The sequence below is a fragment of the Paraburkholderia sp. A1BS-2L genome (genome assembly GCF_051125205.1).
GTDB lineage: Bacteria > Pseudomonadota > Gammaproteobacteria > Burkholderiales > Burkholderiaceae > Paraburkholderia.
In genome coordinates this window covers 377,894-399,493 of sequence record NZ_CP120429.1, presented here as the reverse complement: position 1 = coordinate 399,493, position 21,600 = coordinate 377,894, and the positions used below count along the sequence as shown (strand labels likewise).

The 21,600-nt window shown below is 64.6% G+C and carries 17 protein-coding genes; 11 read left to right on the top strand and 6 right to left on the bottom strand.

All coding sequences use genetic code 11. The features are described 5' to 3' along the window. Positions 1 to 5 precede the first annotated feature (5 nt). Entirely contained in the window at positions 6 to 776 is a 771-nt protein-coding gene (locus P5W98_RS16575) for an IclR family transcriptional regulator domain-containing protein (protein ID WP_421026920.1), read from the bottom strand. Between the two features lie 80 nt (positions 777 to 856). After that, entirely contained in the window at positions 857 to 2,176 is a 1,320-nt protein-coding gene (shiA, locus tag P5W98_RS16570) for a shikimate transporter (RefSeq protein ID WP_421026921.1), read from the bottom strand. 268 nt (positions 2,177 to 2,444) lie between these two features. On the opposite strand from shiA, the gene P5W98_RS16565 reads away from it, so the two are divergent. The 4 genes from P5W98_RS16565 (at position 2,445) to P5W98_RS16550 (ending at position 7,627) form a co-directional block, all read left to right on the top strand. Next, entirely contained in the window at positions 2,445 to 3,563 is a 1,119-nt protein-coding gene (locus tag P5W98_RS16565) for a 4-hydroxyphenylpyruvate dioxygenase family protein (RefSeq protein ID WP_421026922.1), read from the top strand. 116 nt (positions 3,564 to 3,679) lie between these two features. Then, positions 3,680 to 4,627 (top strand): dihydrodipicolinate synthase family protein, encoded by a 948-nt coding sequence (locus P5W98_RS16560; RefSeq protein WP_421042692.1) that lies wholly within the window; start codon positions 3,680 to 3,682, stop codon positions 4,625 to 4,627. Between the two features lie 225 nt (positions 4,628 to 4,852). Next, a complete protein-coding gene (araD, locus tag P5W98_RS16555; protein WP_421026923.1) occupies positions 4,853 to 6,619 on the top strand; it encodes an L-arabinonate dehydratase in 1,767 nt (588 codons plus the stop codon). A gap of 213 nt (positions 6,620 to 6,832) precedes the next feature. Then, entirely contained in the window at positions 6,833 to 7,627 is a 795-nt protein-coding gene (locus P5W98_RS16550) for a TSUP family transporter (protein ID WP_421026924.1), read from the top strand. Between the two features lie 4 nt (positions 7,628 to 7,631). Here P5W98_RS16550 and P5W98_RS16545 read toward each other — a convergent pair whose 3' ends face one another. Both P5W98_RS16545 and P5W98_RS16540 read right to left on the bottom strand, forming a co-directional pair. Further along, positions 7,632 to 8,468: an NAD-dependent epimerase/dehydratase family protein gene (locus P5W98_RS16545; protein ID WP_421026925.1), complete on the bottom strand. Its 837-nt coding sequence runs from the start codon at positions 8,466 to 8,468 to the stop codon at positions 7,632 to 7,634. Positions 8,469 to 8,541: 73 nt separating this feature from the next. Then, on the bottom strand, positions 8,542 to 9,810 hold the full coding sequence (locus P5W98_RS16540) for an MFS transporter (RefSeq protein WP_421027099.1): 1,269 nt from the start codon (positions 9,808 to 9,810) through the stop codon (positions 8,542 to 8,544). Positions 9,811 to 10,136: 326 nt separating this feature from the next. On the opposite strand from P5W98_RS16540, the gene P5W98_RS16535 reads away from it, so the two are divergent. Together P5W98_RS16535 and P5W98_RS16530 are read left to right on the top strand one after the other, a co-directional pair. After that, a complete protein-coding gene (locus tag P5W98_RS16535) occupies positions 10,137 to 11,069 on the top strand; it encodes an aldose epimerase (protein WP_421026926.1) in 933 nt (310 codons plus the stop codon). A 132-nt stretch (positions 11,070 to 11,201) separates the two neighbouring features. Continuing rightward, a complete protein-coding gene (locus P5W98_RS16530) occupies positions 11,202 to 11,891 on the top strand; it encodes a FadR/GntR family transcriptional regulator (protein ID WP_421026927.1) in 690 nt (229 codons plus the stop codon). 164 nt (positions 11,892 to 12,055) lie between these two features. On the opposite strand, the gene phaP is transcribed toward P5W98_RS16530, so the two are convergent. After that, positions 12,056 to 12,616 carry a TIGR01841 family phasin gene (gene phaP, locus P5W98_RS16525; RefSeq protein ID WP_421026928.1) on the bottom strand — a complete coding sequence of 187 codons (561 nt, stop codon included), beginning with the start codon at positions 12,614 to 12,616 and terminating at the stop codon, positions 12,056 to 12,058. Positions 12,617 to 12,967: 351 nt separating this feature from the next. Here phaP and P5W98_RS16520 point away from each other — a divergent pair, with 351 nt between their 5' ends. The 5 genes from P5W98_RS16520 (at position 12,968) to P5W98_RS16500 (ending at position 20,630) form a co-directional block, all read left to right on the top strand. Further along, positions 12,968 to 14,431, top strand: coding sequence for a catalase (locus tag P5W98_RS16520; protein WP_421026929.1), 1,464 nt, complete (start codon positions 12,968 to 12,970; stop codon positions 14,429 to 14,431). A 310-nt stretch (positions 14,432 to 14,741) separates the two neighbouring features. Continuing rightward, the gene (locus tag P5W98_RS16515; protein ID WP_421027100.1) at positions 14,742 to 15,317 is read left to right on the top strand and encodes a cytochrome b; all 576 of its coding nucleotides are present in this window, start codon (positions 14,742 to 14,744) and stop codon (positions 15,315 to 15,317) included. A gap of 20 nt (positions 15,318 to 15,337) precedes the next feature. Then, positions 15,338 to 16,807 carry a glycosyltransferase family 2 protein gene (locus P5W98_RS16510; protein WP_421027101.1) on the top strand — a complete coding sequence of 490 codons (1,470 nt, stop codon included), beginning with the start codon at positions 15,338 to 15,340 and terminating at the stop codon, positions 16,805 to 16,807. 184 nt (positions 16,808 to 16,991) lie between these two features. Then, positions 16,992 to 18,668, top strand: coding sequence for an acid phosphatase (locus P5W98_RS16505; RefSeq protein WP_421027102.1), 1,677 nt, complete (start codon positions 16,992 to 16,994; stop codon positions 18,666 to 18,668). A gap of 552 nt (positions 18,669 to 19,220) precedes the next feature. Beyond that, positions 19,221 to 20,630 (top strand): sugar efflux transporter, encoded by a 1,410-nt coding sequence (locus P5W98_RS16500; RefSeq protein ID WP_421026930.1) that lies wholly within the window; start codon positions 19,221 to 19,223, stop codon positions 20,628 to 20,630. 47 nt (positions 20,631 to 20,677) lie between these two features. Here the strand turns inward: P5W98_RS16500 and P5W98_RS16495 are convergent, their stop codons facing one another. Further along, positions 20,678 to 21,157, bottom strand: a complete 480-nt coding sequence (locus P5W98_RS16495; RefSeq protein ID WP_421026931.1) for a hypothetical protein — start codon at positions 21,155 to 21,157, stop codon at positions 20,678 to 20,680. Positions 21,158 to 21,600: the final 443 nt, after the last annotated feature.

Below are 21,600 nucleotides of genomic sequence, written 5' to 3'. Positions count from 1 at the left end.
ACCGCTCATAAGACGTTCAACATCGCCAGCGCCGTTTCCTGCAGATGCGGGAGCACGCGTTTGAGCGCGGCTTCAGCGTTTTCATTGCCTATCGACATGTTGGTGCTGAGTGCGGCCACCACGTCGCCGCTGCGGTTGCGCAACGGCACGGCCACGCCGCGCACGCCCACCTGCAATTGCTGCTCGATGAGCGCATAGCCGTCGGCGCGTGCGCGCACGATTTTCTCGCGCAAGCGCGCGGCGCTCGTGATCGTATGCGGCGTGAACGGCACGAGTTCGACCGTATCGAGCCAGGCCGATACCGCCTGCTGATCCTCGAGGTGAGCAAGCAGCACCACGCCGGGCGAGATCAGCGGCGCGGGCACGCGCGCGCCGAGCACGAAGCCCGTGGTCATCACGCGCGAGACGCCGTTGCGTGCAATCACCACGAGATCCCAGTCGTCGAGCACGCTCACGTAGGCCGATTCGTTGAGCGTCGCGCTCAGCTGCTGCAAGTACGGCTGCACGGTGCGGGGCAAGCGCGCCGAATCGAAATACGACCAGCCCACGCGCAGCACGCGCGGCGTCAGCCCGAAGAGCCGCCCGTCGGTATGGACATAGCCCAGCGATTCGAGCGTCAGCAAATAGCGCCGCGCGGCGGTGCGCGAGAGCCCGGTGCGTTCGGCGGCTTGCGTCGCGGTCATGCGCGCGTGCTGATTGTCGAAGGCTTCGAGAATGGCGAGGCCTTTTTCGAGTCCGGCGATCCAGTCGCGTTTGGCAAGGGACGTGGTTTTCATGAGCGGATCGCGCAAAGGCCGGGCATGTGCCCGGCCTTGTTCTGTGTTGATTGCGAGCGCTGGAATGGGCGCGTCGCGGCTTACGCTTTCGCGGGCTTCATGCTCGCGGCCACGATCAGCGAGATCAGGCAGCCGATGGCGAGGTAGGCGGCCACCAGATGCCACGTGCCGCCGCCGAAGCTCACCAGCGCCACGGCGATGAACGGCGTGAAGCCTCCGCCCACCACGCTGGCGAATTGATAGCCCACGCCCGCGCCGCTATAGCGGTATTCGGCGCCGAACAATTCGGTGAAGAGCGGCTGCTGCACGCTCACCACCATGTCGTGAGCGAGATTGGCGAGCGCCACCGAGAAGATCACGATCCACACCGTCGAGCGCGCTTCGAGCGCGAGAAAGAACGGCACGGCGCTCGCAAGGCCGACCACCGCGCCGATCAGATAGATGCGGCGCAGGCCGAGACGGTCGGCGAGCCACGCGAAGCAGGGAATGGTCACGCACGAGAGCGCGCCGACGAACAGGCCGATACCGAGAAACAGATCGCGCGAAAGGCCGAGGTTGGCGGTCGAATAGCTGAGCGCGAAAGCGGTCACGATATACATCGTGAAGAGTTCGGCGAGGCGCAGCGCGACGATATAAAGAAACGCTTTCGGATGACGCGTGAGCGCTTCGAGCACCGGCATCTTGAGCTTGCGATGGCCGTGCTCGACCTTCTCGACGAACTCGTGCGACTCGTCCATGCTCGAGCGCACCCACAGGCCCACGAGGACCAGCACTACGCTGAAGATGAAGGGCAGGCGCCAGCCCCACGAACGGAACGCGGCGTCGCCGAGCGCGTGGCTCAGTAGCGTGACGATGCCGGTCGCGAGCACGAGGCCCACGCCGTAGCCCACCTGCACGCCGCTGCTGTAGAACGCTTTTTTGCCAGCGGGCGCGCTTTCCACGGCCATGAGCGCCGCGCCGCCCCATTCGCCGCCCACGGCGAAGCCCTGGATCGCGCGAAACAGCACGAGCAGCACAGGCGCCCACCAGCCGATCGAGGCGAAGGTGGGCAAAAAGCCGATGGCGACCGTGGAGAGGCCCATCATCATGACGGTGAGCACGAGCATGCGCTTGCGCCCGAGCCGGTCGCCGTAGTGGCCGAACACCACGCCGCCGAGCGGCCGGAACAAGAAGCCCACGCCGAAGGTGGCGAAGGCCGCGAGCGTGCCCATGTTGCGGCCGATGTTCGGGAAGAATTCCGCGTTGAAGACCAGCGCGGCAACGATGCCGTAAAGCAGAAAGTCGTACCAGTCGACGACCGCGCCGACGAAGCTGCCGAGCGCAGCCTTCTTCGCCTGGCTGCGCGAGCGGTGGAGGTTGGCCGGGTCGGCGGCGTCCGTGGTGTCGAGGGTGGGGGTCATGAGGGTGTCTCCTTACGCTGGTCTCATGCAAAGCCGCTTGCCTGGGGAGCCGCGACGGTGAGACGGAGCATAGGACCGCGCAGGCGCCAGGGCAATGCGCCAGGCGCGCACGATGCGCGATAATCGCCCAGGCGCGTGCGATTATCGGACGTTTTTCGGGTTAGCACCAAGGCCGGCGAGGGGGGCGGGCATCCCTCGGCTTGGGTGAAGTGTACGATCTGGTTAAAATCTGCGTTGCCCTTTCTCGTCCGTTTCAGGAGTCTTCCGCATGTCGTCCAACCCCCGTTCTGCCTCGCAGGATCAGGCCAATCCGCTTGGCATGGCCGGTCTGGAGTTCGTCGAATTCGCAGCGCCTGAGCCCGCGGTGCTTGGGGCGCAGCTCGCGCAACTGGGGTTCAAGGCCATCGCGCGCCACGTGAGCAAGAACGTCACGCTGTATCGCCAGGGCCAGATGAATTTCCTCGTCAACGCCGAGCCCGATTCGTTTGCTTCGCGTTACGCCGAGGAATACGGCATGGGCATTTGCGCGATCGGCGTGCGCGTGGAGAACGCGCGGCGCGCCTTCGAGCACGCCTTGCGGCTGGGCGCATGGGCATTCGAAGGCGAGCGCCTCGGCAGTGGCGAGCTCAAGATTCCGGCTATCCAGGGCATTGGCGATTCGCATATTTATTTCGTGGACCGCTGGCGCGGCCGGGGCGGCCAGCGTGGCGGCGTGGGCGATATTTCGATCTTCGACATCGACTTTCGGCCCATCGATGTCGCGACCGCACAGGCCGATCTCGACCACGGCGGCACCGGCCTCCAGCGCGTCGATCACCTCACGCAGACGGTGGGCGCGGGGCGCATCGGCGAATGGCTCGACTTCTATCGCGATCTGCTGCATTTCCGCGAGATTCACGAGATCGACGCGAATTGGCATGTGGCGCAGGGCTCGCGCGTGATGGTGTCGCCGGACGGCGAAATCCGTATTCCTGTGTACGAAGAGGGCACGCGCCGCACCGAGCTCATGCACGACTACCTGCCCGATCATCCGGGCGAGGGCGTCCAGCACATCGCGCTCGCGACCGACGACATCGTGCCGTGCGTCGACGCGTTGAAGGCCAATGGGGTGGAGTTCGTCGAGCCGCCTGCCGCGTATTACGACTCGGTCGACGCGCGCCTGCCGGGCCACGGCGTCGATCTCGATGCGCTGCGCCAGCGCCATGTCCTGATCGACGGCGAGATTGGCGCGGACGGCGTGCCGCGGCTGTTTTTCCAGACCTTCGTGAAGCGCCGCCCCGGCGAAATTTTCTTCGAAGTGGTGCAGCGCAGCGGCCATCATGGCTTCGGCGAAGGCAATCTCGACGTGCTGGCGCGCTCGCGCGCCAGTCAGCCGACCCAGCCCTGACCACGACGCCAGGCGCCCCTCCAGGCCAACCCTAACAAATAGATCAAGTTGTTTGACAACCAAGCGAGGCGAGTGCTACCGTCGGATGTCGATCACCCATCCCAGCGCGAGGCCTCATGAACGTGTCCCCGATCGTCGAGCGTGAATTCGCCTCGACCGTGATGGCAGTGCCGCCTCTGGCACGCCGCGCCGATTTCTCGCTCGATGTCGAACAAAACTGTAAGCTCGTTCGCCACATGGAAGCGGGGGGGCTGCGCACGCTGCTGTACGGCGGCAACGCGAATCTTTATCACGTCGCCGCGAGCGAGTTTCGCGACCTGCTCGACATGCTGGCGGAGGCGACCTCGCCCGGCACTCGCGTGATCCCGGCCATCGGCCCCGACTACGGCAAGATGCTCGACCAGGCGCGCATCCTCGCGCAGACGCGGCACCAGACCGCCATGGTGTTGCCGCTTGCCGGCTTCACCACGCCCGCGGGCGTCGAGGCGGGCCTCATGCGCATCGCCGACACAGCCGGCATTCCGCTCACGCTCTATATCAAGAGCGAGAGCTATGTCGACGCGGACACGCTGGCGCGCCTCATCGATCGCGGCACGCTCATTGCGGTGAAATACGCCATCGTGCGCGAGGACCCATCGAACGATCCTTATTTGCGCCGCCTGCTGCAGAGCGTGAGCGCGTCGCGCGTCGTCTCGGGCATGGGCGAGCGTCCGGCGCTCGTGCATGTGCGCGATTTCGGCCTCGCCTCGTGGACCACGGGCTCGGGCTGCATCGCCGCGCGCGCCGTGACGGCGCTGCTCGAGGCCGCCAAGGAAGGCCGCGCCGACGAAGCACAACGGCTCTACGAAGCTTTCATGCCGCTCGAAACGCTGCGCGACGACATCTCGCTGATTCGCGTGCTGCACGACGCCGTCACGCTTTCGGGCATCGCCGACATGGGCGCGATCCTGCCGCTGCTCTCGCATTCGCCGGCCGAGGCGCTGCCCGCCATCGGCGCGGCCGCGCGGGCTTTGCTGGCGTTCGAGCGGTCGCTGGCGGGTTCGGCGCAGGCGGCGCATGCATGAGCGGAACGAACACGCAGATCACCACTGGAGCGATGCTGCTAGCGCCTGTATGACAGGCATTCCGGCAAACGTCCAATAAAGGCTCACAACGCTTCCTCCTGTTGCTTGACAACTTCAGGCGCGGATCGGCATCCTTTGATGCGCAGCGAGCGTGAAGGCGTGGCGCTAGCGGAGCGCCGACGGTTTGACTGGAACATCCGCGGAAACACCTGGAGCCAAGGCAAGATGAGCAACAAGCGAAAGACCCCCGAAACACTGCGCAGTCACCGCTGGTATGGCGCGAACGACCTGCGTTCGTTCGGCCATCGCTCGCGCACGGCGCAGATGGGCTACAGCCGCGAGGAGTACGCGGGCAAGCCGGTCATCGCGATCCTCAATACGTGGAGCGAGATGAACCCCTGCCACACGCACTTCAAGCAGCGCGTGGAAGAGGTCAAGCGCGGCATCTGGCAAGCAGGCGGTTTTCCCATCGAGCTGCCGGTGCAGACGCTCTCCGAGCCGTTCCAGAAGCCCACCACGATGCTCTATCGCAACTTCCTCGCGATGGAGGCCGAAGAGACGCTGCGCTCGTATCCGGCCGATGGCGTGGTGCTGATGGGCGGCTGCGACAAGACCACGCCCGCGCTGCTGATGGGCGCGATCTCGATGAACCTGCCGACCATCTTCCTGCCCGCCGGCCCGATGCTCAACGGCAATTGGAACGGCATGACGCTCGGCTCGGGTTCGGACACGTGGAAGTACTGGGCCGATCTGCGCGCGGGCAACATCACCGAGGACGACTGGAAGGGCGTTGAAGGCGGCATTGCGCGCTCGCCGGGCCACTGCATGACGATGGGCACGGCCTCCACCATGACGAGCGCCGCCGAGGCGCTCGGCTTCACGCTGCCGGGCTTTGCGTCGACGCCCGCGCCCGATTCGCGCCACGCGCAGCTGGCGGCGAAAACGGGCATGCGCATCGTCGAGATGGTGTGGGAAGACCTGAAGCCCTCGGACATCGTCACGCGCCAGGCGGTCGACAACGCCGTGACCACCTGCCTCGCGCTCTCGGGCTCGACCAACGCCATCGTCCACATGATCGCGCTCGCGCGCCGCGCGGGCGTCGAGCTCACGCTCGCGCAGTACGACGAGATCGCGCGCCGCACACCGGTGCTCGCGAACATCCGCCCGACCGGCCAGTACCTCATGGAGGACTTCTATTATGCGGGCGGCCTTTGCGCGATGCTCAAGGAGCTCGGCGACCTGATCGACGGCACGCAGATGACCGTGAACGGCAAGACGCTCGGCGAGAACATCGCCGATGCGCAAATCCATAACGAAGCGGTGATCTATCGCCGCGCGAAGCCGCTGATGCCGGATACGGGCCTCGCCGTTCTGCGCGGCAATCTCGCGCCCGACGGCGCGGTGATCAAGCCGGGCGCGGCCGAAAAGCGCCTGCACGTGCATACAGGCAAGGCCATCGTGTTCAAGGACTACAACGACATGGCTGCGCGCATCGACAGCGAAGCGCTCGATTGCGACGAGAACAGCGTGATCGTGCTGCAGCACGCGGGGCCAGTGGGCGCGCCGGGGATGCCCGAATGGGGCCAGCTGCCGATTCCGCAGAAGATCCTCAGAAGGGGCGTGCGCGACATGCTGCGCATTTCCGACGCGCGCATGAGCGGCACGAGCTACGGCGCCTGCGTGCTGCACGTGGCGCCGGAATCGTTTATCGGCGGACCGCTCGCGCTTGTGCAGGACGGCGACCTGATCGAGCTGAACGTGCCCGAACGCCGCCTCAACGTGCTCATCTCCGACGCGGAAATGGCGCGCCGCAAGGCCGCATGGGTCGCGCCCGCGCCGCGCTTCACGCGCGGCTATGGCGCGATGTACCAGATGCACGTGATGCAGGCGGACAAGGGGTGCGAATTCGATTTCCTGCAACGTGACGGCGTGGCCGGTACGAGCGGCGGCGGTGGTGGCGATAGTGGTGGTGGCGAGCCCGAAATTCACTAAGGGATTCCCAGCGGGATCGACAGCGCGATCGACAGCGGGCATGCGACGCGTCGTAGCCCGTGCGGTCAGTCCGCGATTTTTTCGGGAGCGTGCAATTTAGTGCGCCAGGTGCGCTTCGCGCGGCTGCGCTATCATGCAGTCCGCTTTTCAAGATAAATCTGGCCGAATGCGCGGGGACGCCTCGCGTGCCTCGCCACGCACCCGACCTCTTCAATGTTCGACTTCCATCTCTCCGGGGGCGTCCTGCTCCCGCACATGCAGGCGCTCGATGTGCTCGAACTCTGCGGCATTGCCATTGCGCTGGTGCTCGGCGGCATGGTGAAGGGAGTGACCGGCATTGGCGTGCCGCTCGTCGCCATGCCAATCCTCACGCATTACCTGCCCGTGAAGCAGGCCGTGCTGCTGCTCTCGATGCCGATCATTCTCGGCAATATTCCGCAGGCGCTCGAAGGCGGGGAGCTGTGGAAGACCGTCAAGCACATTGCCGCGCCGCTGCTCGGCACCGTGATCGGCAATATCGTGGGCGTGGCCGTGCTGATCCGGCTCGAGCCGCACCACGCGCTGGCCGCTTCGGGCATCACGCTGATCGTGGCCGCTGCGTTGATGCTGGCTTCGCCGCGGCTCAAGCTCGCGCCTTCGATCGTCAAGCCGGTGGGCTTCGCGCTGGGGTTCGGCGCGGCGCTCATGGAGAGCATTGCGTCGGTGCCCGGGCCGCTGCTCGCGATGTATCTGATCGCCACGGGCGCGACGGGCCGTGCGTTCACCAAGCAGATCGCGATCATTCTCGTGGTTTCGGTGCTCACGCTGGTCACCACCTTCAGCGGCGGCGCGCACGCCAGCGGCGCCGACCTCGCGATCTCGGCCGCGGCAAGCCTGCCGTCCATCGCGGGCATGTTCCTGATCCGGCCGTTGCGCGACAAGTTGCATCCGCTGGCTTTCCGGGTCATCGTGCTCGTGTGCGTGCTGGCGGCGGCGGTGCAGATGATCATCAAATCAGGCGTGATTTGAGGCGTCACGCCTGCTTGCCGCGCTTTTCCACCGGCGTGAAATCGAAGCTCGCGAAACTTCCGCCCTGATAGCGCTGTGCAACGGCATCGAGCGGATTCTCCCTGGCGAGAATTTCGTCGGCGTAGTCTTCGGCGTTTTGCTTCGGCTGGTAGCCCAGGCGCTCGGCATCGTCACGCTCGCCGCTTTGCATCCCGTGTTGTACCCAATAGCTGCGCGTATTGTTCGACACGCCCCACACGAGCGCAAAGCCGATCGACTCCGCATTGATCACGCGATCGACGAGATGGAACAGGTCGTCGTGGCCGAACCAAGTGCTCAAATGGCGGAACTCGGTGGGCTTCGGCAGGCAACTGCCGATGCGCACGTTCACAGTCTCGATGCCGTGCTTGTCCCAGTAGAGCCGCGCGAGCGATTCGCCCCACGCCTTGCTGAGCCCATAAAAACCGTCGGGGCGAAATGCGCAGTCGAGCGTGAGCTTGTCTTCCACCGGATACATGCCGATCGCGTGATTCGAGCTCGCGAACAGGATGCGCCTGGTGCCATGGCGGCGCGCCCCTTCGTAGACTTCGACAAGGCCGCGCAGGTTGTTCTCGATGATCTCGGGCAGGGGGCGCTCGACGCTCGTGCCGGCCATGTGGATCAGCACGTCGACGCCTTCGAGCAGGCGGTCGACCACTGCGGGATCGCGCAGATCGCCGTGCATGACATCTTCGCCGGGAACGAGCGGCTCCAGCGGCTTCGAGCCAGCCGCGGAACGCAGGTTCACGCCGCGTTCGAGCAGGCCCTTGCGCAAGACGGTGCCGAGCTGACCGGCCGCGCCGGACAATGCAACTTTCTTCACGGTGGAGTTACCTCACATAAGAACGCCGAAAGCCGGCGCCCGAGCGTGCCCCGGGCGCCGGCCGATGAAGCGCTCAGGCTTTCGCCTGGTGCGCCGGCTGCAGCGCGGCGCCAACTGCCTGGTCGCGTTCGTTGTCGTTGTGCTGGTTCGAAATCAGTCGCCAGGCCACCACTGCGCCGATCACATCGAACAGCATGAGGCAGACGAACAACGGGTTATAGCCGATCGTGCTCGCCATTGCGCCGACGACAAGCGAGAACACCGTTGCGCCGAGGTAGCCGAGCATGCCCGAGAGGCCCGTGGCGGTGGCCACTTCGTGCTGGCCGAAGACATCCGAGGCGAGCGTGAACAGGGCGCCCGAAATGGTCTGGTGCGCGAAGGTGCCGACGCAGAAGAGCGCGATGGCGGCATACGGGCTCGCGACGAGCCCGACGCAGGCCGGGCCGATCATCAGCACCGCGCCGGTGGTGATGACGAGCTTGCGCGAGGTGATGAGCGAGCAGCCGAACCAGCGGATGAAGAGCGGCGCAAGATAGCCGCCGACGAGGCAGCCGAGGTCGGCGGCGAGGAACGGCATCCACGCGAACAGCGCGATTTCCTTCAGGTTCATGTGGCGCACGGTGAACATATACAGCGGAATCCATGCGCCGAAGGTCTGCCATGCCGGCTCCGCGAGCATGCGCGGGATGCCGATGCCCCAGAAGCGGCGCTGCTTGAGCACTTCCTTCCACGACGGGCGCTTGCCGGAGATGCGCTGTTGCGCGGCGTCCTGGCCTGCACGAATGTACTCGGCCTCGTCCTGCGAGAGCCGCGGGTGTTCGGCCGGCGAGCGGAACAACACGAGCCACAGCGCGACCCAGATCAGCGCGGCGCCGCCGGTCACCACGAAAGCGAATTGCCAGTTGTACTTAAGAATGCACCAGACCACGAGAGGCGGAGCGATCATCGCGCCGATCGACGTGCCGGTGTTGAGCCAGCCCGTTGCGACCGAACGCTCCCTGGCCGGAAACCACTGGCTGATGGCCTTCATGCCGGCCGGGAAGATGGCCGCTTCGCTTGCGCCGAGCAGGCCGCGGAAGAAGGCGAGCGCGGGCCAGCTGGCGGCAAGGCCGTGGAGCATGTTGGCGATGGCCCAACCGAACGCGAAGATCGCAAAGCCGATTTTGACGCCCACGGAGTCGAGCACGAAGCCGGCGATGGGCTGAGAGAGTGCATAGCAGGCCTGGAAGGCCGTGACCACGTACGCATACTGTTGCGTGGACATGTGCAGCGTTTCGGTGAGCGTGGGCGCCGCGACGGAAAGCGAACTGCGCGCGAGATAGTTGAAAACGGTGCCGATCATGATGAGGCCGATGATCCACCACCGCAGCCCCTTGATAGTCTTGCGTTGCACTGCTCGTCTCCTGGTGTGCCGGTGATCGGCATCTGCATGTAAGACAGCATTCTATTTGCCGTGAAGTTGTAAAGCAAATTGTGTCTCGATGGGGATTTCCCTGGGCGCGCTGCGGCGCCCATGCTTGCGGGGCGGGCTGAGTTGATCGACGGCTTGGCTCGTGATCGAGACGAGGCGGCGAGTTGACAATGATTTTGTTGTATTACAACAATGCGAGCGAGGCCGACGCGGTACCAAAAGGCCACGTCGAAATTTTTCTCCTTTTCCGATACGAAATGGCGCAGTTTCAGGGGCAGGACATCATCGAAATCGTGCGCGGCGGCTCGTGTCTGCGGGTTGCGCCGCAAGCCGGCGGGCGGCTGCTCTCGTGGCATGTGCATGGTGCGCCGATCGTTCACTGGCCCGATGAGGCCGACTGGAGCCAGCCCGCGCTGGTGCGCGGCGGCAACCCGCTGCTGTTTCCTTTCATCGCCCGCCATCGCGTGGACGGGCGCATCGGGCTATGGCGCGACGCGCAGGGCGTGGTGCGCGAAGTGCCGATGCATGGCTTCGCGCGCGATCTGCCGTTCGATGCGCACGTGGACGCGCAGGACCATGGCGTGCGCCTGACCTTGACCGACAGCACGGCTACGCGCACGGGCTTTCCGTTCAGTTTTCGCTTCGAAGCCGTTTATCGGCTCGTGGACGAAACCACGCTCGACGTCGAGTTGATGACGACGAACACGGCCACGGCGGGCGCAACCGCGACGCACGATGACCGCATGCCGTACTACGCCGGCCATCACTTCTATTTCGCCTTGCCGCATGGGCAGCGCAGTGCGTCGACGCTCGCGCTGCCGCGCAACGTGTACCGGCATCAACTCGCGGACGGCACGACGACAACGCCCGAGGCAGGCGCCGAGCGCTATCGCTTCGACGACGCGCGGATCGTCGACCGGTTTCATTGCCTCGAAGGCGCGCCGGCGTCTCCGGTGCGCATCGAAATGCCTGCGCTGCGGCGCGCCGTCGAGATCGATTTGCGCCGTCCTGGCTCGATACCCTGGTATGCCGTGACGTCGTGGACGCTCGCGCCCGATTCGGACTTTTACTGTGTGGAACCCTGGCTCGGCCTGCCCGATGCGATCCACAGCGGCCTTGGATTGCGGTGGCTGGAGCCGGGGCAGACAGAAGAGGCTTCGTTGCGCATCAGCGTGAGCACGCTCGATTGACGGGCGGGTTGGGCAACTCAGGCGGTTTCGCGTTTGCGGCAAGCCGCGCGGCAGGCCCGGTGCGCTCAATGCGCGCGCCGTATGACTTACAATCCGAAACACACCTGACAACTTCGCACGTAGCACTTCACCATGGCTGAGCAGAAAGCGCCGAACATGCCGGCGCGGATTTACAGCGACATCCTGAGCCGCATCATCGAAGGCGAATACAAGGAAGGGGAGCGGCTGCCGACCGAGCACATGCTCGCGGAACGCTTCGCGACCTCGCGTCCGACCGTGCGCGAGGCGCTCGCGCAGTTACGCGCGGACGGCATCATCGCCACGCGCCATGGCTCGGGAACGACGGTCATGCGCCGCCCGGACCCGGACGTGCGCCGCTTCGCGCCACTCGAAACGTTGTCGGACATCCGGCGCTGCTACGAGTACCGCGTGGTGGTCGAGGCGGGCGCGGCGGCCCTCGCCGCGCAGAAGGCCGACGACGCCGATGTCGCCGCGATTCGCCACGAATGGGACAACCTCCAGACCATCGTCGAAACGTCGGGCATTGGCGCGAAGGACGACTTCGCGTTTCATATGGCCGTGGCGCGCGCATCGAAGAATCAGTTCTTTATCACCGCGCTCTCGGGCATCCAGGAGCAGATGGTGTTCAGCATGAACCTGTCGCGCAACCTCTCGCTCGTGAAGTCCATCGAGCGGCAGCGCATCGTGCAGCAGGAGCATCTCGAAGTGCTCGAAGCCATTCAGGCGCACGACTCCGGGCGCGCGTCGCGGGCCATGCGCGAGCACCTCGAGAACGCGGTGAGCCGCATGTTCGGTTCTTGATCCACGCTTGGGGCCGTGTTCGGCCCATGAATGAAAAAAGCGGGCTTCGCTGGTGCGAATCCCGCTTTTTGTTTGACCGAGACACCCGTTCGGGCACCCGGTCAGCAACGCCGAGAGGCGTTGTTTTTAATGGCCTGGCTTAAGTGGCTTAAGTGGCTTATGGCTTAAGCGGATTGCTTCGCGCCACGCGTGGCTTGAGCGGCGGCCTTCGATGCAGCCTTGGTGACCGCTTCGAAGTTGCTTTCGGCCATTTCGGCAGCCTGCTTGGCAGCCTTGTTCACCGACTCGTAGGCGCCTTGAGCAGCCGTGATCGCCGACTTGAATGCCGCGACAGCGGTTTCCGAACCGGCCGGTGCGTTTTTCGCTGCGTTGTCGATCAGCGATTGCACGGCGTGCTGCTGCTGCTCGAACTGGCTTTGCGCGGCTTGCGCGAATTCCGTGTGTGCGGCCGAGACGATCGCGTAGACGTTGCGGCCATAGGCCAGCGCCTTTTCGGCGGCCGGTTGTGCGAAGCCTGCTTGCAGGGCGAAGAAACCTTGCGGGTCCTTGGCCGACAGCGTGCGCTGGGCGTGCTCCTGGCCTTCCACGATGGCGGCGCGAGCCGTCTCGATGTTCAGTTCGGCGAGCTTGACTGCGCCTTCGAATGCCTTGTTCGTGAGGCCGAAGAGGGCTTCAAGACCGGCTTTCTGGGTCGCGGCGAATTGTTCGGGGGTAGGCAGAGTCATGTCGTCGTTCCTGAGGGTGGACCGCTACGTCGGTTCCGTTACGAAAAAAAGAAAACTTTTCTGTCGATCGATCACCGGTTCGCGCATTGGTGCGATGCAGCAATCGATTCCATGATATCTCAAAACAAATACGTGTCAAGCAATTTTTGTGCGTCGCACCAATTTCGTAAGCACCTGATTCACCTCGGAAAATCGAGACACAGCGAAGGCGTTCCGAAAGCGTCGTTGTGCACCCGGAATTTCCGATGCGAAACGCATGAAGCGCGCGCTGAACTGCCCACGCGCAGCCTGTTGTGACCGAAGGCACAATGGCGCTCTCTGGCCACCTCTGGTCGACACAGGAGATGTGAAATGGCTGATTCGAGCGGCAAGTCTTTCGGCAAATCCACGACGAGCACGGGCGCGCCGGCCGTCAGCGACCGCAATTCGCTGACCATCGGCCCCGATGGCCCGATTCTGTTGCACGACGTGCATTTTCTCGAGCAGATGGCGCACTTCAACCGCGAGAAAGTGCCGGAGCGCCAACCCCATGCGAAGGGCGCCGGCGCGTTCGGCGAGCTCGAAATCACGGAGGACGTCTCGAAGTACACGAAAGCGGCCTTGTTCCAGAAGGGTGCCAGCACGGAAGTGCTCGCGCGTTTTTCCACGGTGGCCGGCGAGATGGGCAGCCCCGACACCTGGCGCGACGTGCGCGGTTTTTCGCTGAAGTTCTATACGTCCGAAGGCAATTACGATCTGGTCGGCAACAATACGCCGGTGTTCTTTGTGCGCGACCCGATGAAATTCCCTCACTTCATCCGCAGCCAGAAGCGGCTGCCCGATTCGGGCTTACGCGACAGCCACATGCAATGGGACTTCTGGACCAGCAATCCGGAGACGGCGCACCAGGTCACGTATTTGATGGGCGAGCGCGGGCTGCCGAGGACATGGCGCCATATGAACGGCTACGGCTCGCATACGTACATGTGGATGAACGCGCAGGGCGAGAAGTTCTGGGTCAAGTATCACTTTCATACGAACCAGGGCATGCAGTTCTTCACCAACGCCGAGGCGGAAGCCATGTCTGGCCGCGACGCCGACTTTCATCGCCGCGACCTCTTCGAGGCGATCCAGCGCGGCGAGCATCCGTCGTGGACAGTTTCGGTGCAGGTCATGCGCTATGCCGACGCCAGGACCTATCGCTTCAATCCGTTCGATCTCACCAAGACGTGGTCGCACAAGGACTACCCGCTCATCAAGGTCGGCACGATGACGCTCAATCGCAACCCGGAGAACTTCTTCGCGCAGATCGAGCAGGCGGCGTTCTCGCCGGGCAACACGGTGCCGGGCATCGGGCTGTCTCCGGACAAGATGCTGCTGGGCCGCGCGTTTGCCTATAACGATGCGCAGCGTGCGCGCATTGGCACGAACTTTCATCAATTGCCGGTGAACCGTCCGAAAGTGCCGGTGCAGACCTATATGTTCGATGGCAACATGACTTACGAGCACAGCGGCAGCGCGCCGGTCTATGCGCCGAACAGCGGCGGGCGTCCGTGGGCCGACCAGACCGGCTCCGTAGAAGCGGGCTGGGAATCCGATGGCGAAATGGTGCGCAGCGCCTATACGTTGCATGCCGAAGACGATGATTTTGGCCAGGCGGGTCATCTCGTGCGCAACGTTTTCAATGACGCGCAACGCGTGCAACTCGTCGACCAGGTGGTGGCGAGCATGAACGGCGTGCGCAGCCCGGTGCGCGAGCGCGTATTCGAGTACTGGAAAAATATCGATGCCGAGGTTGGGCGCGCGATCGAAGCCAGGGCGGGCAACAGCAAGTAAGGCCACTGTTAGCTGGCTTGTTATTGCGTTGAATGTTTGAACCGGCGCGGTGCTTGTGCACCGCGCCGTTTTTTATCGATGCGTGGCTGTGCGTGCCTCGTGTCATCGGCACGAAGTGTGCCGTGGTGCTTCTGCGTGAGCGCGAGGTGAGGGCGCATAATGCGCGGATCGTCGTGCGGTGCATGCAGTCTGCGCGGTCCGCATTGCACGCGAGGGAATAAATCCGCCGCGCGGCGCGTTATTCCAGACTGAAACGTTACGGCATGCTCACGTGAAAACTTCCCTTTCCACCGCACCCGGTCCCGCGGCCATGGCATCCGCGCAAAAGTACACGCACGTTGCCGTGCTGCTGCACTGGTCGATCGCCTTGCTGATCCTCGCTAACGTCGCACTCGGCCTGACCGCCGCGCTGTTGCCCGACGGCGCGCTTTCCGACGAGTCGATTCGCTTCATCATCGACACGCACAAATCCATCGGCATCACCGTGCTCGGCCTTGCGATCCTGCGTGTGCTGTGGCGCTTCACGCACCGGCCGCCGCCATTGCCCGCCGAGTTCCCCACGTGGGAGCGCACGGCGGCGCATGCCGCGCACATTGCGCTTTACGTGCTCATCTTCGCAATGCCGATTTCGGGCTGGCTGCACGACTCCGCGTGGGCGGCCGCCGCGTCGCATCCCATGTATCTGTTCGGCCTGTTTGAGTGGCCGCGCATCGGCTTCATCATGAATCTCGATTTGGCGACCAGGAACCAGCTGCACGATCAGTTCGGCGCGCTGCACACGGCGTGCAGCTATGCGCTGTATGGCGTGCTCGCGCTGCATGTCGCGGGGGCGCTCAAGCATCAATGGATCGATCGCCATTCGGTGCTGCGCCGGATGATGCCGTGAACACCGCAACGAAGACTGCCTTGAACAACTCGCTAGAGGAGGCGCTCGCTCGCACGTCGCCGCGCCTCGCGCCGCCGCGAACGCCGTTTGCCAGCATCGCGATTCACCTGGGCGTCATGGTGCTGTGGTGCGTGTTGTTTGCGCGCGCATTTCTTCTGCAAGGCGTGGTTGCGTGGTCGACCGGCATGGCCTATGTGATTTACGACACGCTGCTGCTCGTGTTCGTGGCATGGCAGGCGCGCGTGCTGCTGCGTCCAGCCGGCGCGGCGGCGATCACGGCTGCTGCTGCGCCCGGTTCGCAGCCGACGCTCGGCGTGATCGTCGCCGCGCGCAATGAGGCGGCAGTGCTGCCCATCACGCTGGACGCGCTGTTCGCGCAGACTCGCGCACCGCAACAGATCGTGATTGCCGACGATGGCTCGAGCGACGGCACCGCAGTGTGGCTTGCGCAGCGCTATGGGCTGGCCGATCCGGGCGAAGGGTGCTTGAGCCCGCCTTCACCTGACTATCCGACTCTGCGCTGGCTGAAGCTGCCGCACGGCGGCAAGGCGCGCGCGCTCAATGCGGCGCTCGGCGTGATCCGGACCGACGCGGTGATGACGGTCGATGCCGACACGCTGCTCGAACCCGACGCTTGCGCGGCCATGATCGACGCGTTTGGCCGCGAGCCAGTGCTCGTGGCAGCGGCGGGGCTGCTCATGCCGGTTTGCGGACACTCGCCGAGCGGGCGCTTTTTTCAGTGGTTCCAGACCTACGAGTACATTCGCAATTTCATCTCGCGCTTCGCGTGGATGCGCGCGGACAGCCTGCTGCTCGTCTCCGGCGCGTTCGCGGCCTTCCGGCGCGACGCGGTGATGGCGGTGGGCGGGTTCGATCCGCATTGTCTTGTAGAGGATTACGAACTGATCCACCGGCTGCGGCGCTATTCGGCGCGTGAAGGTCTCGGCTGGGACGTGCGCGTGATTGGCGCCGCGCCCGCCCGCACCGACGCACCCGGCACGCTTGCGAGCTTTCTGCGGCAGCGCCGCCGCTGGTTCGCGGGTTTCTTGCAGACCCAATACTGGTATCGCGATATGACCGGGAACCGTCGCTACGGCAAGCTCGGTCTCATGATGCTGCCGGTGAAGGCGTTCGATACCGTGCAGCCCATTTACGGCCTGACGGCGTTCGCGCTGTTGCTCGGATTTCTCGTCGATGGGCGCTTCACGATCGTGCTGCCGGTGCTCGCGGTGATCGTCGGGAAGATCGTGATCGATCTCGCGTTTCATCTGTTTTCGGTGCATTTATACCGGCGCTGGAGCGGCGACCGTACGACCTCCAGTTTCGGCATGGCGCTGCTTGCGGCGATCTTCGAGCCATTCTCGTTCCAGTTGATGCGCCACGCGGGCGCCGCGCTCGGCTGGCTGTATTTTTTGCTCGGGCGCCGCAAGTGGGGCGTGCAGCAGCGCACCGGCCTGGGCGTACCTCGGGGGCGCGGGACGGTGGTGTAGCCGGTTGCGCCGAATGCGGCTGAATGTGCTGCGGAGCCCGCATATCGGCGCGCTCACGGTATCCTCCTCGTGACATGCGGAGCGCACGCGCTCGCGTGATTTCCGATACGACACAGGAGGCAAGCCGATGCGGCAAGACGACCCGAAGGCACCGGACCCGCAAAGCCATGACCAAGCGCTGGGCATGAGCAGCCCCGACCACATCGGCACGGACCATCATGGCCCGGACGATCCCGCCCGTCGCCGCGTGCTGGGCGGAATCGCAGCGGTTGGCGTGGGCCTCGCGCTCGGCGGCTGCCAGTCGTCCGCCCGCAGCGCGGGCGAGGCGCCGCGCAATGCCGGCGACGCGCGCCTCGACGCGGCGCTGCGCGACCAGGTGCGCCACATCGTCGTGATCTATGCGGAGAACCGCAGCTTCGTCAATCTCTACGGCGACTTCCCGGGCGTGCAGACGCCGCTTTCCCGCGTGCCTGCGCAGCGCTACATGCAACTCGACCGCGACGGCAAGACGCCGCTCGCGCAGTTGCCGAAGATCTGGGGCGGACTGGTTCCGCAGGCGCAGGAACTCGACGGCAAGCGCTACATGATCGGCCAGGAGGACATTACGGGGCTTGCGAACCGGCCGTTTCGCATCGGCGACGCGCACGGCAATCCGTTGCCGAACGGAATCAAGACGCGCGATCTCATCCATCGCTTCTACCAGAACCAAATGCAGATCAACGCCGGCCGCAACGACCAGTTCGCCGCGTGGGGCGATTCGGGCGGCCTCGTGATGGGCTATTACGAGAACTCCGCCGTAACACTGCGGCTCTGGAAACTCGCGCAGCAATACACGTTGTGCGATAACTTTTTCATGGCGGCGTTCGGCGGCTCGTGGCTCAACCACATCTATCTGATCTCCGCGCAGGCGCCGTACTATCCCAACATTCAGTCGAGCCCGGCGAAGCACCTCGTCTCCGTGCTCGAGGGTGACGACCCGCTCGGCACGCGCCTGAAGCTCGCGCCCGCATGCCCGCCTTCGGCGCTGGGCGGGCCGCCGAAATTCGTGAACGACGGCCTGTTCACGCCCGACGGTTATGCGGTCAACACCATGGCGCCGCCGTATCAACCGAGCAGCGTGCGGCCGGCCGAAGACGGCAATCCCGCATGGGCCGATCCCGCCAATCCGCGCGTGATGCCGCCGCAAACCTACGCGACGATCGGCGACCGGCTCTCCGCGAATGGCGTCGACTGGGCCTGGTACAGCGGCGCCTGGCAATACGCGCTGGACCACCGCGACACGGGCGCCGTGCCCGACTTCCAGTATCACCACCAGCCGTTCAACTACTTCGCCAACTACGCGCCCGGCACGGCCGCGCGCGCACGACACCTGCGCGATGCGGGCCTCGGCGACGATCCGGCCACCAACCGCCTGCTCGCCGACATCGACGCGGGACGGCTGCCCGCCGTCACCTTCTACAAGCCGCAGGGCAACCTGAACATGCACGCGGGCTACGCCGACGTGGCGTCGGGCGACCGCCATATCGCCACCGTGATCGAGCATCTGCAGCGCAGCGAGCACTGGGCGAATACCGTGATCGTGATGACGCACGACGAGAACGGCGGCTGGTGGGATCCAGTCGCGCCGCCCCAGGGTGACCGCTGGGGGCCGGGCTCGCGCGTCCCGGCGCTCGTGGTCGCGCCGTTCGCGAAGAAGGGCTTCGTGGACCACACTTTCTACGACACCAACTCGATCCTGCGCTTCATCAGCCGCGTGCACGGACTCGCGCCGCTCGACGGCGTGGCATCGCGTGAGCGCGCGTGCGCCGCGCGCGGGCAGATGCCGCCGGGCGATCTGACTGCGGCACTCGATCTGGCGTGATGGCATTCGTGGTCGCATGGAGCGGGGAGCGGCGGGTTGCTCATTGGAAACGCAGTTGCCGCTTCCGTGACTGAATCGATGAACTTGTCGTCCGATCAATGAGTTGGCGAGATCCCCAGGCGGTTATCAACAGAGTTGTCCAGAAAAACTGTGGACAACTTTTTCGTGCAAAATTTGTGCATTCGCCGTGGCTCCCGCAGGCTTGTTTTTTAAAATCATGGACTTGGCATCGATGTCCCAAGGTTGCCCACAAGGCTGTGAACAAAATCTGTGGACAAGCGTGGCGCTAGTTTTCGTTTCTGCGGCAAATTTGCTGCATTCGGAAACGGCACGCACAATCCGATACGCATCAGACACTTGCCGCACTCGTCCCTGAGTTACGCACAGGCCTATGCACGAAATCTGTGGATAGCGCACCCAGATGCTGACACGCCTGGCAAGCGCCTTGCGCGCGGCGCGGCTTGCGCCCGATAATCGCCCTCGATACGCCTGATTACGACATGATCGCGACGCCTGCGTGTCGCGGCTTCTCCTCCCACTCTGCGTCGCGCCGTGCTCAAGAACTCGCGCTTTGCCGGTCTTCTGCGTATTCCCGGTTTTCTGCCGCTCGCCGGCGCCACGCTCATGCTGGGCGTGGCGATGTCGTTCACCGCACCGTACCTGTCCTTGTTCGGCGTCGAACGCGCCGGCATGACGCCGTTGCGGCTCGGCGTGTTCATGACTGCGATCGCGGCGAGCGGCGTCATCGCCAGCACGGCGGCCGGGCGCTGGAGCGATGCCTCGGGCAAGCATCGGCCGCTGTTGCTCGCTTCGCTGTGTGCGGCCACGCTTGGCTATTTGTGCTTGTGCGTCGTGCGCGATTACCGCTTGCTGCTCGCGGTGGGCGTGGTGTTCATCGGCGCGGGCGGCTGCGCGCTCTCGCTCGTGTTTTCGTTCAGCCGTGCGGCGCTGCCGGCCGCCGACGATGCCGAGCGCACCTTCGCGAGCGCGACCTTGCGCACGATTCTGTCAGCAGCCTGGGTGTTCGGGCCGGCGGTTGGCGCACTGGTGCTCGCGGCCACCAGCTTCTATGGGCTATTCCTGTTTGCGGCGGCGAGCTTTGCTGTGTGCGGCACGATCGTCTGGCGCATGCGCGAGCCGCGCCAGGACGAGCACGCGACTCAGCATCTGATGACGCGGCCCACGGCCGAGGAGGTGGCCGCGGAGCTGGCGCAAGAGGCCATGGCGCCGTACGAAGGCCAGCCGCTCACCCAGGCCGAGGTGCAGCCTGCCGTGACGCAGCGCGCGCATGCGAGCGCCCCCGACGTCTCGCAGAGCGACATCATGCGCGCGGTGGTGGCGCTCACGCTCATCGGCCTCGCCGCCAACGCGACGATGATCGTGCTGCCGCTCTATATCGTGCATGGCCTGCAGGGCTCGCGCCTCGACGTTTCGATCATGCTCGGGCTCGGCGCGTTCATGGAGATTCCGATGATGCTCGCGCTCGGCGCGAAAGCGTCGCGGCTGAACAAGTTGCGCTGGCTCGCGGCCTGCGCCGTCGTGCACGCGGTGTATTTCGTGTCGATGTCGGCAGCGCCGGGCGTGTACGCGCTGATTCCCATGCAGATCCTCAACGCATTCGTGGTGGCCGTCACCTCGTGTCTCGGCATGACCTATGTGCAGGACCTGATGCCCGAATCGCCCGGGCGCGCCACCGCGCTGTTCTTCAACGCATCGCGGCTTGGCTCGATTCTGTCCGGCGTGCTCTCGGGCCTGCTCGTGCAGGCGTTCGGGTATCGCGGCACGTTTCTGTTCTGCGGCGTGCTCGCGCTTTGCGCGCTTGTGCTGTTCGCGGTCCCGGGCGAAATGTACCCGCGCCTGGCGTACGCGGCGCGGCGTTATGCGCGCACCCGCAGCACCCGCAGCACCCGCAGCACCCGCAGTACGAAGCAACACAACAATGTAGTTGGCGATCCTGATTGATTTTCCGCTGGCGAAAAACCGCGCACTCGTTGCGCGGCCCCAAGCATTCAATGCATGTACGTAACGCGGCGCGCGCGGTGGCTCAGCCGCAAGCCAGCATCGAGCAGCGCGATGGCGAACCAGCGCGCGGTCTTGAGCATGCCGCTCACGCTCGATGTCGGCAGCCAGTCGTTGAGCAGTTGCACGGCGGCCTCGCTGCGGGTCGATTGCAGCAGCGCGATGACCTGCAGCAGCGAGCCTTCGTCCTTCGCGAGCTCGGATGCGCAGCGGCAGCGCGTGTCGAGCGGCCGGCACGAGGCGCGGCACAGGGTGGCCATCAAGTGTTCGAAGTGGTCGATGCCGTGAGGGGCGAGCCCGGCCTCGGCTAGCACGCCGCGCCAGTTTTCGGCTTTGCCATGCGCATCGCAGTGCGGACGCAGCCAGGTGCGCACCGCGCGCAGCACGGTTTGCTCGGCGCTGTCCGGATGCTGGACGAAGGTTTCGTCGATCAGCGTGTCGTTTCTCGCGAATAGGGTAGTCGGGTTCATGAAGCCTCCTGTCGGCTGGAAGGCGTGCTTCAGCACGGACTCTGGCGTCATGATGCTGCAAATCCTTCTTAAATGCAAATGATTATCATTTAATAAATTAACCATGGTGGAATTGAGGCTATTTGGCGTGCTGACTGTGCGGCGCGAAACGAACGGGAGGTTTTTTGCACCGCGCAAACGCGCGCGGGGCGGGGCAGGCACGGTTTCTCGCCCCTGAGTTTTGTGTATAAGTCATTGAACCGAAAGAAACAAGTAAGGTATTATTCGGGCCGCGCGGAGCGACGACATGTCGCTCCTGGGTTGATCAAGGAAGTCTCAAGGGGGACTTTCCAGATCAAAAAACATGCGTCTGACGCAATGTGTTGTATTTCGTCTTAGTATGAATCTGAATAAAAACAATGACTTGTATCAAGCTTTGATCCGGTGCGAGTTGTTGCGCTGCA